Raw genomic sequence first — 13,635 nt, forward strand, 5'->3', positions numbered from 1 at the left:
CTGGCACCAGCATCACTTTGGCAAGCTGAGACGCTTAATCGGCGCCAGCTTTCAGGAAGCCGATTTCGACAAAACGACGCGGTGGTCGCTCATGACGCAGTTGGCGCGCAAGCCGCAACGGTAGCGATAGGCCGCGCGTCACCGACCAGTCCGTCAACTCAGTCAGCTGGTCGCTAATCTGTGTTTCCAATTGCCGCGTCGAAGCAGCAGCTTGCTGCTCAATCCAGTGGCATAGCGCTGGTTCATAGCCCTGCTGAGCCGCAATGCCAGCCAACACACTTAGGAAGGCGGCGATGATCTGGCGCTCGTCTGCACCATCGAGCAGCAAGTCCATCAGCATGCGATTCAGCGACTCCGACAGGCTCTCTGACCACTCTGCGAGTGTGGCCGGAATCAAGCTATCGGCCTGCCCTGCTTTCCAGTAGCGCGCCAGTTTATCGATGAATTTTTGTACAGCGTCACGTTCTACCTGGCGCTCTTGCGCAATGTCACGTACCCCATTGCGGCCTTTGCGCAGGAACGCAGGTATATCATACTGCTCCATTCCATTCTCGCGACATGCCACCACACTTGCAGCGATGCCACGACGGTATACCGCCGGCGCAGGCCGCGCCACTCTGGCCGTACCACCCCAGCCAGCCGCCAGCATCTGCGGCACCTGATGCAAGGCCGCTGGCGTGCTGGCCTGCTCACCTTCGGCACGCTCGTGCACCAGTACCAGCCGTGTGCCATCTGTCAGCAGCCGGTACGCAAGCGCCATTGCCAGCTGCTGTTCCGTATCGAAGCCGGACAGTCGCATGGACGCGGCCACCCGTGCCAGCGTATCACCCGTCAGCTGCGGCATCTGGCTGCCCAGTGCCAGCGTCAGTTCTCCCGGCTGGCCGGCACGCTGCCATGCCAGCCGCGCCACTTCCGGCAACTGGCCGGCAAAGCTGGCCAGTGCATGGGTAGTCTCCTGCGCGAATAGCACTTTGCGCGGCGCCAGTTGCCAGCTACTGTCTGCCTGCCAGTCCAGCGCCAGTTGCTGCACGGGGGGCTGGCGCATGCGGTGGAAGGTACGCACAATGGCGGCGCGCACGTCATCACGCAGGCTGACAAATTCGCAGGCGCCGCCAGTTTCCTCGGCCAGCCGCTGCAGCAGATTGCCGGCCGGTGCGACGCCGATCGCCACCACGAAAATCCGGTGCCGGCCCACGCGGGCCTGCTCGATCAGCGCTTCCACATCAGCGATCTGGCCATCCGTCAATAGCAGCACATCGGCCTCGCCAACAATGCGATAGGTCGAACTCAGTGCCTGTTTCAGTTCCGTGCCACCCAGATCGGCCGCCAGCGCTTTGACCCAGCTGCGCGCCGATGCCAGCACTCCCTCGCTGACCGCGTGTATGCCTGCATTGTGATGCTCGACTGTGCTGCCGAAGCGGCTCAGGCTCAGGCTATCGTGCGGCTGCAGCTGGGCCAGTATGTCCAGCAGCGCGCGCTGGGTGCTGTGCATGCTGTCGCCCGCCATGGAACCGGAGCAGTCCACCAGCACTTTCATGGCCAGCGGCTGCTCGTCCACCGTACCGGCAGCATCGGTGCACAGGCTGGCCAGCACCACCTGCTCGCCGCTCACCTCATCCTTGCCGCACACGGCCAGCGATTGCCCCTGCAGACCATCGATCAGCACCACCAGATCACGATCCATTCTGGCGCTCTTATCAAGGCTTAGCTGCAGGCTGCCATCGGCCATGCGCACGGACAGCGCATGGCTGGGCGAACTCACAGCACCCGACTGCAAGGCGCCCTGCAACTGCAGTTGCAGCGTGCATGGATAGTCGGCCAGCACATCGTGCCCCGGATACTGGTGTGGCAGCAGGCCGGCACTAGCGGGATTGCCATAGCGTGGCGCAATCACGGTGGGGATGGCGATGCGTATCTGGTCCTGCACATATGACAGTAGCTGGGCATAGCGATAGCGCACCACGCAGCTTTCACCGGCCTGCAGATTGCCGATATTTAGCGTGCTATGGCCTGCACCTGCGGTCTGCACCATCACCGGCGTATCGCCCTGCTCCAGCGCATCCTCGTAGCGCTGTTCGCCCTGCGCCGCCGCCAGCACTTCGCCGGACAGCACCCGTTCGCCCAGCGTGCAGGCCATTTCCAGCAGCACGGCGCCATACGGCAGCGGGAAGGTGTACACCACTTCCACGTTCTGCTGCGAGGCGTTGTGGAAGTGCTGCTCCACGTTCAGTTCCAGTAGCAACCCTGCCACCGTGCCACGCACGTCCACCCGCTGCAGCACCGGCGCCATGCCCGACCGCACCTGCATGCCCACCACGCTTCTCTGCTCGACCACCATGCTCATCCCCTTTACTGTTGATCCTGCACTGCCCGCACACTGGCGTAGGCGTCCATCACAGCGGCGTAGAATTGCCGCAGCTGTTCCGGCGACAGGCCGGCGCGCCCCGCTTCCACCTGCAATTCCACGCCATCGGCCAGCAGCAGATGGCTCCAGACTTCCACGCTACCGGATGCGCGCTGACGTTGCGGCACCACGTTCTCGGCACCAGCCAGCAGTTCGCGGATACGTTCAAGCGACACCCCCTCCTGCACCCAGCGACGGATCTGCAGCAGCTGCTCCAGCTGGCGCGCACCATAGCGCGCCGCGCGGGTTTCGCCCTGCGGCCGGTCCACCAGCCCTAGCTGCACGTAATAGCGCACGGTGCGCTTGTTCAGGTCGGTGAGTGCGCACAACTCATCCAGGGTAAATTCTTTGCTCGCTTCCATCGCTGCTTTCCTCGCCATCTGTCGCGTGTTTTTATACAGTAAATTAAGACACTATAACTGTCAATATTAAAATACCGTAGTGATTGAAAAGGCAATATGTCAATTTGGATATTTCACTCAGCGCAATTTCAATGCACAATCAGAGTTTCCCCAAAGAAATAGTTACTTCGGAATTGAAAGCTTGAGCCCGACTGCTACTGCCCCGCGCACGTCCCTGCCGCTGTATCGCCGCTGCTTGAGCTATCTCGCTGCCAGCCTGATCGCGCTGCCTTGCGCCCCCAGCCGGGCCGAGGACAGCCCTATGCTGGTACGTATGGAGCGGGCCAGTGAAACGGATAATCCCGTCATTACCTACCGCAAGGAGTTGCTGGAAAAAGCCTTGCAGGCAGCCGGTAAGCCTTACACCATCAAGAGTTGCGACTTTCCTGCCAGCATAAGTAGCGATGCACGCGTGCGCTACGGCACGAACATGCAGCCCTATTGCGATGTGATTGCCACCTCGGCCGGCGGCAGAGCCAGCCGGGAGTTAGCGCTGGTGCCTATGCCGCTCTATCTTGGCGGCAACGGTTACCGCGTCTTCATGGCCAGTCAGCAAGGGCTGGCCAAGATGGCCAAAGTACGCAACCTTCAGCAACTAGGCCAGCTCACCATCGGCAGCGGCAATGACTGGCCCGACAGCGACATCATGGCCGACGCCGCGTTGCAGGTGGTGAGGGACGATACCGCCCTACTCTTCGAATTGCTGGCGCAAAAGCGCTTCGATCTGCTCACGCGCGCCATCTACGAAGTGGGCAGCGAATTCCGCCAGATCGGTCTGGAAGATGGCATCCTGCTCGAGCCTAAGCTGATGCTGCACTATCCCAACGATCTGTTCTTCTATGTCGCGCCCCAGCGCAAGGATTTGCAACAGGCGCTCAGCACCGGCATGAGGATTCTCTACTGCAACGGTGAGCTCGATCGTCATCTGCGCGAACATGCCTCCACCCGCAATATGCGCACTATCATCCGGCCAGAGCAGCGCAAATTATTCACGCTGCCTAACCACCATCTGAATCAGCAAGAAGCACGTGCATTGCAGATCTACACGCCCGCCACGCCCGTGCAGGGCAACACCAGTTCCTCCGCGCGCCAGCCAGCGCCACATGCCTGCAACGGCATCCACCACTAGTCTCCTGCGGCCATTTCGCGCCGTTATTCCGCATTCTGCTCCCTGTTTTTTGCAGTTCGTCACATGCTGATGGAAGCGCGTCAGGCGCTTGTCTATAGTTCACTCATCGCAAGACAAAACGTAGTTCAACCAACCACCAAGGAGCTGAAAATGAACATCGCAAAAAACATGGAAGCCATCTTCCTCGCCGCCCTCGTGATCGCAGGTGCTACTTCGTACGCAACGGCCGCCGTGCCTGAACGTGCAGTCGCTATCAAAGCTGACACCGCTGCCGTGCAAGTAGTACACGTCACCGCCAAACGCCTGAGCGCTGCTGAAAAAGCTGCACTGTAATCGCACCAGTCTAACCATCACCACGACGGAGCATACGATGAAAAAAATTCTGCAGGCCGCCATGCTGGCCACTCTGATCGGCAGCGGCGCACAGCTGGCGCAAGCGGCCGACGTCAGCAGCGAGAACCGCAGCGTCGATGCACGGACCGTCAACGTTGATCTCGATGGCGTGATCAACCTGAAACTCAAACAAGGACCAGTCGCGTCGCTGACTCTATACGGAGAGGCTGACGCGCTGAAAAAAGTGACGGTGGAGCAAAGCGGTGACACGCTGCGCATCGGCACAGTAAAACAGCGCAGCATCAGTTTCGGTAACCACCGCGAGCTGCGCGCCGAGCTGACGCTGCCGAATCTGCGCCAGCTCACTTCTGGTGGCGTCGGTGCCACCGAAGTAAAAGGCTTTAGCGGCGACAATCTGCGACTGGCATTAGAAGGTGCTGGCGCCGTCAACGTCAGTTCGCAGTACCGCAACGTCAACGTGCGGCTCGGTGGCGTCGGCAGCATGACGGTGAACGCAGGCAGCAGCGATAACGTCGATCTGGATCTGCATGGCGCAGGACATATCGAAATGAGCGGCCAGACCAAGCAGCTGCACGTGAATCTGGGCGGCGTGGGCGGGCTCGATGCGCAGAAACTGCGCGCCGATGCAGTCGACGTCAATCTGACGGGACTGGGCAGCGCCTCTGTGTACGCCAAGAATAGCGCCGCGATGAAATTAACCGGTCTGGGTTCGGCCACCGTGTACGGCAACCCGGCCACGCGCAGTGCCAGCACCAAAGGCATGGGCAGCATCAGCTGGCAATAGGCCGCTGAGAGTAAGGAATGCGGTAGTCCGCAGCAGTAAACACATGGGTGTGTTTTTCACCGTCCGCCTGGTTTCCCCCTAGCGGACGGTTTTTTTATTTACTCAGTATGGCAGGCAGCATGTGATACACCTGTATGCCCGCAGGACCGATCAGCACCAGCATCAGTGTAGGGAAGATGCAGAAGATCAGCGGGAACAGCAGCTTGAGTGCGATCTTGGCGGCAGCTTCCTCGGCTATCACGCTACGCTTGGCGCGCAGATTCTCCGAATGCACGCGCAGCGATTCGCCCATACTGGTGCCGAAACGCTCGGACTGTATCAGCATGGCCACCAGCGTATCCACATCCTCAACCCCGCTGCGCAGCGCCAGATTGCGCAAGGCTTTCTCCTTGCTGAAGCCGGCCCGCATTTCCATCAGCACCAGTTGCAGTTCCTGCGCCAGTGCCGCACTGCGCAGATGGATTTCCCCCGCCACTTTGCCCAGTGCCCGTTCCAGACTCAGGCCCGCTTCCACGCAGACGGTCAGCAGATCCAGCGCATCGGGAAAATTTTCGAAGATCTCGCGGCAGCGATTAGCCGCACGGCGCGCCAGCACGACGTTCGGCAGATAGTAACCCAGCCCTGCACCGGCCAGCAGCAGGGGAAACAGGCCGCGCGTCAACGTCAGCTGCCAGTACAGTGCTGCCACCAGCGCCAGCAGCGCGGGCAAAGCCAGTGCCAGCACGGTCTTGGTGGCGAAGTACAGCGATGGTGCCGAAGCCCCGCGCCAGCCCGCGTTCATAAAACGGGTACGCAGCGGCGAACGTTCCCAGCCATCTTCCGGCAGCGACAGGCGGGACAGCGGTTGCGCCACCTGTGCTACCCGCTCTACCCAGCCCGTATCGCTCTGCGCCGGCATGGCCGGTGCGGCCAGCAGGCCCAGTCGGGCCCGCAGTGCCGCCGACGAAAACAGCAGCAAGGCCAGCAAGGCTAGCCCCGCCACCACCAGAAACACGATCAGTAAAAATACCAGCTGGCCCGCCTGCATATCGCCTCCTAGATCCGGATGCGGATCAGCTTGCGCATCCACAGCACGCCCACCACCGCCATGCCCAGCGCATACCACATCAGACGTATGCCGACCGGATCGGTCCACAATACCTTCACGTAGACGGGATTGGTCAGCACCATCAGTAGCAGCACGCCTAGCGGCAGCAGCCCCAGTATCCATGCCGACATGCGTCCTTCGGCCGACATCACCCGCACCTGTGCCAGCAGACGCAGACGGGCGCGGATCAGGCGGCTGATATTGCCCAGCACTTCGGCCAGATTGCCGCCCGATTCGCGCTGTATCAGCACGGCGATCACCAGATAGCGCAGATCCGTCAGCGGCACGCGCAGCGCCAGATTGTGCAGGGCTTCGTTCATGGGCACACCGTAATTGATTTCTTCGTAGGCGAACTTGAATTCGCCGGCGATGGGTTCTGGCATTTCCTCCCCCACCATCTGCATCACGTTGGCAAACGAATGGCCGGCGCACAGAGCGCGGGCGAAGAAGTCGGCTGCTTCCGGCAACTGTTCTTCCAGCTTGACGAGGCGGGCCTGTCGGCGGCGCCAGATCAGCAGCAATGGCAGACAAGGTAGTGCCAGCAGCACGCCTAGCCGCAGCAGCGCAGGCAGCTGCAGCGGAATCACTATGGCCACTATCAGCAGCGCCAGCATGCTGCCCAGTATTTGCAGCACCGACCACGACACGCCGGACTGCAGCAACAGGCGGTCCAGCAGGGCCAGCACACGGAAGCGGCGTAGCTGGCGATCCAGCAGCACGTGGCGGCTATAGCTACGCTGCTTGAGTATGTCGATGCGCTCGCCATGGCGCTCGCTCTGTGCAGCCATCAGGCGCAGGCGTTTGCTGATGCGGCGGGCGGCGCTGCCGTGCGCGCCCGACCACCAGAGCCACAGCCCTTCCAGCAGCAGAATCGCGGCGGCAAACAGCAGAATCAGACAGGCGGCCAGCAGTGCACTCATGGCACTACTCGAAGATACGGTCTGGATCGAACACGCTATCGGCGACGGCAGCGCCGAACATACGCAAGCGCTCGGCAAAGCGCGGCCGCACGCCCGTGGCGAAAAAGTGACCCTGCACCGTGCCGTCAGGCGCAACGCCACGCTGCTCGTAGCGGAAGATTTCGTGCATGGCGATCACCTCGCCTTCCATGCCCGTCAGCTCCTGCAGGCTGACCAGCTTGCGCGTGCCATCGGTCAGGCGCGACACCTGCATCACCACCGTCACGGCCGAGCAGATCTGCTGGCGTATCGCGCGCGGAGTCAGGTTCAGGCCCGTCATGCCCACCATGTTCTCCAGTCGTGCCAGCGCATCGCGCGGGGTGTTGGAGTGAATAGTAGCGAGCGAACCTTCGTGCCCCGTATTCATGGCCTGCAGCATATCCAGTGCTTCCGGCCCCCTTACCTCGCCCAGAATGATGCGATCGGGCCGCATTCGCAGGGCATTGCGCACCAGCGAGCGCTGATTGACTTCGCCCTTGCCTTCGATGTTAGGTGGGCGGGTTTCCAGCCGCACCACGTGCGGCTGGCGCATCTGCAGTTCCGCCGCATCTTCGATGGTGACGATGCGCTCGGCGGCCGGAATGAAACCGGACAGCACATTCAGCATGGTGGTCTTGCCGCTGCCGGTGCCGCCCGAAATCAGGATATTCACTTTGGCCTGTCCCAGAGCCTGCAACACTTCCATCATGGGCGGCGTCAGGCTGCGGTAATCAAGCAGATTCTGCACCGTCAGCGGCTGCACCGCGAAGCGCCGGATCGACAGTATCGGCCCGTCTATCGCCAGCGGCGGGATGATGGCATTCACGCGCGAACCATCGGGCAGGCGGGCATCCACCATGGGGCTCGATTCATCCACCCGCCGCCCAACGCGCGAGACGATCTTCTCGATGATCTTCATCAGGTGGGCGTTATCATTGAAGCTCACCTCGGTCAGCTCCAGCCGGCCGGCGCGCTCCACATACACCTTGCTGCAGGTGTTGACCAATATATCGGACACGCCGGGATCGGCCAGCAGCGGTTCGAGCGGGCCGAAGCCCAGCATCTCGTGCTGGATATCCAGTACCAGACTATGCCGCTCGTGCTGGTTCAGCACGATGTGCTCGTCCTCGATGATGCGCTGGACCAGCAGCGCCAGCTCGTGCTTGAACTGCTCGGGGGTGAGGCGCTTCAGGCGTTCCAGATCGATGCGGTCGAGTATGGTCTGATGCATACTCTTCTTCAGTTCCTGATAGGCCGCCGCAGCCAGCGCCGGCGCATCGGCAGCCGGCTGGCGCACCTCCTCCGTCACACTCAGACGTTCGCGCAAGCTCATACTTCCTCCCTGTCAGTAATGATGCTAGGCTTATTCCGTCTCGTGACGGCCAAACAGACGGTCGAACAGTCCTTTGCTTTCCGGCGCACGGCGTGCCGTCACCAGCTCCACCAGTTCACCCAGACTGCGCGCCACCGCACTGCTGCGCGAAAGCTGCAGCACGGGTATGCCCTGATTGACCGAATCCGTCGCCGACAGATAATCATTCGGCACGGTGTGCATCACATCGGCGCCCAGTGCCTGCTCCAGATCGGCCAGCCGCAGCTTGCCGCCTTTTTCATAGCGGTTGACGATCAGGCGTATGCGCTCGGATGCGTAGCCGAGCGAGCGAAAGATATCGAGCAGGCGGCGGCCATCGCGGATATCGGGCAGCGCCAACTGCAGCACGGGATGGATGGCATCGGCCTGATCGAGCGCGCGCAGTGATATGGCATCGATCTGGCGCCCTACATCGAGCACGATGTAGTCATAATGCTGGCGCGCCACGCGCAATATGCTGTCCATATGTTCCGGTTTCATATCCACCGTATGCTGGGGATCGTCGGCGGCAGCCAGTACGCCGAAGTTGGATGCCACATGCACCAGACAGGATTCCAGAAACGCACCATCCATGCGGCTGATCTGAGCGCAGATATCAGATAGGGTCATGGCCGGTTTCTGGTCCGAGACATACAGCGTGGCATCACCGAACTGGCCATGCAGATCGATCAGCAGGACTTTTTTATCGGCCAGCGCCGCCAGTGCATAGGCAAAATTGGTGGATAAGAAGGTGGCGCCGCTACCGCCCTTACAGGAAATGAATGCCAGCACGCGGCCGCTGCGCAGCGCGCTGCGGCCCGCCGCCAGTTCGATGCGCCCCAGCGCTTCATGCAGCGCCGTATGCACCAGCGGCAGCTGCAGCACTTCGCGGATTCCCGCGCGCATGGCGCGGATCAGCAATTCCGGCGGCGGCTCGCGCGTCAGCAGCAGCACAGTGGTGGCAGGATAGAGCTGGCATAGGCGCTCTACCAGTTCCGCTTCGGAGCTACTCACTTCGCTGGCATCGACAATGGCCAGTTCCGGCAGTTCGTCCAGCGGCCGTTCCAGCGCTTCGCGCAGCCCTGTGCGGGTTGCCACCAGCTGCAAGCCGGGCATGCGCGCGGCGCCCTGCGCTGCCACTTCCGCATGCAGCAGACTGTCCGGGCTAACCATCAATGCTTTCATCGTCATTCCTCAGTGGTTGTTGCCGACCAGACTAGTGCCGGATTGAGCAGGCTCGCTCGCCGATTTCTGGTAGCGCTGGTACGCCGCCCCCGCCTTGCGCCCATCCATACCGGCTGCCGTATCGCTGACGGGTGCTTGCGGATGCGCCACCTGCAGCGCCAGCGCCGCCCGTGCGCGCATGCCGAACTGGTGATCCCATTCCGGCGTGCTAGATGGCGACAGGCTGGCGCAGCCAGAGCAGACCGCCAGCAAGCAAACCAATAGAGGAAAGCGATAGGTGGCCATGACGAATACCCTTTCAACGCGGTGGCACAACAGGAACAAGCGCCGGTGCAGGTGTTGGCGCAGCTTCCAGCTTGCCCTGAAGTTCGAGACGCGCCCTATCCGGTGGCTGCAAACCATCCGTCGGCAAGGGATAGCCGGCAGGCAGCGGCTTGACCAGATGCGGCGTGACGACAAACAGCAATTCCGTGCGATCCTGCTGGAAGTCTGTGCTGCGGAACAGCGCGCCAAGTACGGGAACCTCGCCCAGCACCGGCAGGGCACGCAAGCCGCTACTCTGGCTATCGCGTATCAGGCCGCCGATGGCGAAACTCTGTCCGTCGTATAGTTCCACTGTGGTGGCGGCGCGGCGCGTGGTAATGAGCGGCAGCAAAGCACCACCGTTAATACCACTGGCAGAAATGCCTATGCCCTCGCGCGATAGCTCCGAGACTTCCGGTGCCACGCGCAGATTGATGCGGCCACCAGCGAGCACGGTAGGCGTGAAGCGCAGCCCCACGCCGAACTCCTTCTCTTCCAGCGTTATCTTGTTGTTGTCCTGCGCGACGGGGATGAAGATCTTGCCCCCCGCAAGGAAGCTGCCTTCCTGCCCGCTCAGCGCCATCACGGTAGGCTCGGCCAATATGCGTACCAGACCATCCTGCTTCTCGCCCGTCAGTGCTACATGCCGGCCAGCGGCACTACCGATGCGCAGCAGTCCGCGTAACGTTCCGCTGACAAAGTTCGCCGACAGTGTAGAGCTCCAGCTACCGCCACCGAACGGCAGCGCACTGCCAGCTTCCAGTTTGTCGAGCAGCGACTTGGAGACTTCGGCGATCTTCACCTCCAGCATCACTTGCTGTGGCGCGCGCACCGCCAGGAGATTGATGATGGCAGCGCCGCCAGAAGGGACGGCCGTATTGCGCCCTGCAGCGCCGGAGGCGACACCCGCTCCACCTACGTCTGCCTTGCCACCATCCGGCACTGGCGGCGGGCGCCGCGTGAAGGCCGCTGCCACCTCCATGACCCTTTGCACGGCAGGCGCATCATCCACGGTACCGCTGATCACCAGCGTATCGCCAGCAGCACTCACACGCACATCCTTCTCGTCCGGCAGCAGCGTAGCCAGTGCACTCTGCACCGCGCCTGCATCTAGCCCTACCACGACTTCGATCAGGGTGCACAGGCCGCTACGTCCCTGCACCATCATATTGCTGCTGCCGATCTCCCTGCCCAGCACATACAGCGCATCGGGCGCTACCAGCGTGGCGTGCAGCACGGCCGGATTACCAACGCTGCGCGCCTGTACGGCTTCCGGCATCTGCATCAGCTTGGCCTTGCCCAGTGCCAGATTCAGACTCACTGGCGCCGCCACCTGCCCATCACAGCGCAGTCGCGCCTCCGTCTTGCTCGCTGCATGGGCAGATGCTGGCGTCGCCTGCGCGGGCAGCATGGCTAGTGCCAGTATTTGCAGCAGCAACCGCATCGCAGTATTTGCCCGCTTTTTCATGGCAGCCTCACAGACATTCCTCAATCCGCTGGGTACCCGCGATCACATTGATACAGTGACGCTGGCGCGTTGCCATTACCGCACTGGGCGCTGGAGCGGACGACCGGACCGGCGCTTCACGCGCCACCGCGACGGGCGGCGCTTCGATATGCAGCAGGGTATTACGGGTCGCTCCCGTGGTCACGCCGGGCTGCGGGTCAATCTGGTTGCGCAGCACTAGCGACAGCGTGCCCACACTGCGCGCCAGATCGATACTCTCGGCCTGTGCTGGCGTCACCTCCAGCGTCACCGCATTGACCACCTTGGGGCGCGTCTCGTCACGCCCTACTTCCTGCGCCACCGCCAGCACCAATATGCGTTCCAGCACGATGCGCGAGATGGCCTGTTCGCTGCCGCTGGCAGAGGCTTGCATGTTCACCAGTATGTCGACGAAATTTCCGGGCAGGGCAAAGCCGGCCACGCCCACGACATCGTTCACCCTGACCGTGATGGCGCGCTTGCCTTCCGCGATCAGCGCCGACAGACCGCCCAGCGTACCTGCCGGCGCCAGCTTGGCCTCGCTCAGCGGCTCATCACGCAGCACGCTGCTGCGCAGCACGCGCCCGACCAGCCGCGCACTATCCTGCACGGCACCGCGCGGCATGCTCTCGGCCGGCCAGTCCAGTGCCTTCAACAGTTCCGGTGTGAGGCGCTGGCCTAGACTGATATCGCTGGCCGCCACGATGATGCGTCTGCCCGTGGATGGTGCCGGATGCAGCAGCCAGCGTGCGGCCAGCGCCACCGCAGCCAGCCCGAGTAGCAGCGCCAGTGCCAGCATGATCAGGGCGCGCCGCTGGTTCATGACACACGCGACGCTGCCGGTTGCAGCGGCAAAGCATGTGCGGGCAGCGCCGGATGATCGGCGAACATGCTAGTCCATGCCTGATCGAGCGTGGCCACCGTGACCCGCGCCGGCTCGCCTAAAAAACCGGCGAAGTCACGAATACGGCCAACAATCTCGGCGGGGTAGCAGGCTAGTAGCGGTAAGCCGCTGCCACCATGCAGCTGCTCGATCAGATAGCGCAGCGCCGCATCATCGAACACCACGCCACTATTCACGCAGCGGTGACGGAACAGCGTACGATAGCTAGCTGCATCAAGCGCATCGATGCCGATCTTGTAGCTGATGCGGCGCAGCGCTGCCGCGTCGAGCAGGCTGGCCGGCTGCATGCTGGTGACGAACACCAGTTGCAAGCGACAGGCCACGCTAATCGCGCTGGCGGCACCCACTGTCACACTGCTGCGCCCCAGTTCCTGCGCCAGCGTCAGACGGTTCAGCAGATCGGTGGCTGGCATGCGCTGGCGCCCCAGATCGTCAACGATCAGCAGACCATTGTTAGCCTGTATCTGCGGCGGTGCGCGGTAGCAGCCCACCTGCACATCGGCCTGCAGCTCCAGCTGTGCGCTCGTCAGCTCTGCATCCAGCGCCACCACGGGGCGCTGGCACAGCACCCAGCGCGCATCGCAATTGCGCCGCTCGCCTAGCTGGCGTAACTGATACGGCTGCGGTGCGCGATGCAGCAGCGCGTCATACACCTGCACGATGTCGCTGCCGATCAGCAGCGCATGTGGTACGGCCACGATACCTTGCAGCAGGCTGCCGAGCCGGCGCGCCAGCGTGGATTTACCGCTGCCGGAAGGCCCATGCAGCAGCACCGTACGCCCCGCATACAGAGCGGCACCCAGCATGCGCTGCTGGGCTGTGGCCAGCAGTATGTCTCCCAGTTCATGGGCCAGATCTTCCGCACTGAGCGACAGCATCTGACCAGCCTGCCGTTCTACCAGTGCCGCGTACGCCAGCAGCGGTACGGGTGCGGGCCCCGTGTAGGCGCAACGTTCCAGCCACGCCGTGGCACGCTGCCGCCCCGCGGCCGTGAGCTGATACTGCACATCAAGATCAGAATCGCCACGCCATGCCACTTCCAGCACATGTTCGGCCACCAGCAGATCCAGCACTTCGCGCAGCACATTCAGCGACAGATGCAGACGATTAGTCAGTACCGATAGCGGCGTTTTGCCAGACAGCAGAATCAGCTTAGCGATCAGCTCGGCAATCAGGGAGGCCGGCAAGCCCGTTTCACGCACGCTGCGCGGCACCGGCGGCCATAATTCAGCTTGCGCCTGCGCCGTGGCAGGCGCGCTTTCAGTGGTAGCAAGCGCAGTCATGGTGCACTCCCCTTGTGATCAGGAAA

General features: G+C 62.4%; 13 protein-coding genes. 3 read left to right on the forward strand and 10 right to left on the reverse strand.

All coding sequences use genetic code 11. From position 1 onward, the window contains the following. Nucleotides 1-34: 34 nt before the first annotated feature. Together ABNT42_RS20980 and ABNT42_RS20985 are read right to left on the reverse strand one after the other, a co-directional pair. Nucleotides 35-2,344 (reverse strand): VIT and VWA domain-containing protein, encoded by a 2,310-nt coding sequence (locus tag ABNT42_RS20980; RefSeq protein ID WP_348700338.1) that lies wholly within the window; start codon nt 2,342-2,344, stop codon nt 35-37. A gap of 5 nt (nt 2,345-2,349) precedes the next feature. Next, nucleotides 2,350-2,766, reverse strand: a complete 417-nt coding sequence (locus ABNT42_RS20985; protein ID WP_348700339.1) for a helix-turn-helix domain-containing protein — start codon at nt 2,764-2,766, stop codon at nt 2,350-2,352. Between the two features lie 181 nt (nt 2,767-2,947). Here ABNT42_RS20985 and ABNT42_RS20990 point away from each other — a divergent pair, with 181 nt between their 5' ends. The 3 genes from ABNT42_RS20990 (at nt 2,948) to ABNT42_RS21000 (ending at nt 5,072) form a co-directional block, all read left to right on the forward strand. Continuing rightward, nucleotides 2,948-3,934, forward strand: a complete 987-nt coding sequence (locus ABNT42_RS20990; RefSeq protein ID WP_348700341.1) for a hypothetical protein — start codon at nt 2,948-2,950, stop codon at nt 3,932-3,934. Nucleotides 3,935-4,084: 150 nt separating this feature from the next. Continuing rightward, nucleotides 4,085-4,267, forward strand: a complete 183-nt coding sequence (locus ABNT42_RS20995) for a hypothetical protein (protein ID WP_348700343.1) — start codon at nt 4,085-4,087, stop codon at nt 4,265-4,267. Between the two features lie 37 nt (nt 4,268-4,304). Then, a complete protein-coding gene (locus tag ABNT42_RS21000) occupies nt 4,305-5,072 on the forward strand; it encodes a DUF2807 domain-containing protein (RefSeq protein WP_348700345.1) in 768 nt (255 codons plus the stop codon). Between the two features lie 94 nt (nt 5,073-5,166). Here ABNT42_RS21000 and ABNT42_RS21005 read toward each other — a convergent pair whose 3' ends face one another. From ABNT42_RS21005 to ABNT42_RS21040, 8 genes are read right to left on the reverse strand one after another with little or no spacing between them, the layout of a single operon-like run. Then, complete coding sequence (locus ABNT42_RS21005) at nt 5,167-6,099, reverse strand: type II secretion system F family protein (RefSeq protein WP_348700347.1); 933 nt, start codon at nt 6,097-6,099, stop codon at nt 5,167-5,169. An 8-nt stretch (nt 6,100-6,107) separates the two neighbouring features. Next, entirely contained in the window at nt 6,108-7,079 is a 972-nt protein-coding gene (locus ABNT42_RS21010; RefSeq protein ID WP_348700349.1) for a type II secretion system F family protein, read from the reverse strand. Nucleotides 7,080-7,083: 4 nt separating this feature from the next. Next, nucleotides 7,084-8,430, reverse strand: a complete 1,347-nt coding sequence (locus ABNT42_RS21015) for a CpaF family protein (protein ID WP_348700352.1) — start codon at nt 8,428-8,430, stop codon at nt 7,084-7,086. Nucleotides 8,431-8,460: 30 nt separating this feature from the next. Further along, nucleotides 8,461-9,633 carry an AAA family ATPase gene (locus ABNT42_RS21020; RefSeq protein ID WP_348700354.1) on the reverse strand — a complete coding sequence of 391 codons (1,173 nt, stop codon included), beginning with the start codon at nt 9,631-9,633 and terminating at the stop codon, nt 8,461-8,463. A 9-nt stretch (nt 9,634-9,642) separates the two neighbouring features. Then, complete coding sequence (locus tag ABNT42_RS21025) at nt 9,643-9,918, reverse strand: hypothetical protein (protein ID WP_348700356.1); 276 nt, start codon at nt 9,916-9,918, stop codon at nt 9,643-9,645. Between the two features lie 13 nt (nt 9,919-9,931). After that, nucleotides 9,932-11,404 (reverse strand): type II and III secretion system protein family protein, encoded by a 1,473-nt coding sequence (locus ABNT42_RS21030; protein WP_348700357.1) that lies wholly within the window; start codon nt 11,402-11,404, stop codon nt 9,932-9,934. 7 nt (nt 11,405-11,411) lie between these two features. Then, nucleotides 11,412-12,245: a Flp pilus assembly protein CpaB gene (gene cpaB, locus ABNT42_RS21035; protein WP_348700359.1), complete on the reverse strand. Its 834-nt coding sequence runs from the start codon at nt 12,243-12,245 to the stop codon at nt 11,412-11,414. Further along, the gene (locus ABNT42_RS21040) at nt 12,242-13,609 is read right to left on the reverse strand and encodes an ATP-binding protein (RefSeq protein ID WP_348700361.1); all 1,368 of its coding nucleotides are present in this window, start codon (nt 13,607-13,609) and stop codon (nt 12,242-12,244) included. Before ABNT42_RS21040 ends, cpaB begins: the two co-directional genes overlap by 4 nt. Nucleotides 13,610-13,635 lie beyond the last annotated feature (26 nt).

Source organism: Duganella fentianensis (assembly GCF_964031615.1).
GTDB lineage: Bacteria > Pseudomonadota > Gammaproteobacteria > Burkholderiales > Burkholderiaceae_D > Rugamonas > Rugamonas fentianensis_A.

Bases quoted from the DNA above. Each gene is read 5' to 3' on its own strand.
- ABNT42_RS20985 (WP_348700339.1), bottom strand. From the start codon at position 2,766: ATGGAAGCGAGCAAAGAATTTACCCTGGATGAGTTGTGCGCACTCACC.
- ABNT42_RS21015 (WP_348700352.1), bottom strand. From the start codon at position 8,430: ATGAGCTTGCGCGAACGTCTGAGTGTGACGGAGGAGGTGCGCCAGCCG.
- cpaB (WP_348700359.1), bottom strand. From the start codon at position 12,245: ATGAACCAGCGGCGCGCCCTGATCATGCTGGCACTGGCGCTGCTACTC.
- ABNT42_RS20980 (WP_348700338.1), bottom strand. From the start codon at position 2,344: ATGAGCATGGTGGTCGAGCAGAGAAGCGTGGTGGGCATGCAGGTGCGG.
- ABNT42_RS21020 (WP_348700354.1), bottom strand. From the start codon at position 9,633: ATGAAAGCATTGATGGTTAGCCCGGACAGTCTGCTGCATGCGGAAGTG.
- ABNT42_RS21030 (WP_348700357.1), bottom strand. From the start codon at position 11,404: ATGAAAAAGCGGGCAAATACTGCGATGCGGTTGCTGCTGCAAATACTG.
- ABNT42_RS21040 (WP_348700361.1), bottom strand. From the start codon at position 13,609: ATGACTGCGCTTGCTACCACTGAAAGCGCGCCTGCCACGGCGCAGGCG.
- ABNT42_RS20995 (WP_348700343.1), top strand. From the start codon at position 4,085: ATGAACATCGCAAAAAACATGGAAGCCATCTTCCTCGCCGCCCTCGTG.
- ABNT42_RS21010 (WP_348700349.1), bottom strand. From the start codon at position 7,079: ATGAGTGCACTGCTGGCCGCCTGTCTGATTCTGCTGTTTGCCGCCGCG.
- ABNT42_RS21000 (WP_348700345.1), top strand. From the start codon at position 4,305: ATGAAAAAAATTCTGCAGGCCGCCATGCTGGCCACTCTGATCGGCAGC.
- ABNT42_RS21025 (WP_348700356.1), bottom strand. From the start codon at position 9,918: ATGGCCACCTATCGCTTTCCTCTATTGGTTTGCTTGCTGGCGGTCTGC.
- ABNT42_RS21005 (WP_348700347.1), bottom strand. From the start codon at position 6,099: ATGCAGGCGGGCCAGCTGGTATTTTTACTGATCGTGTTTCTGGTGGTG.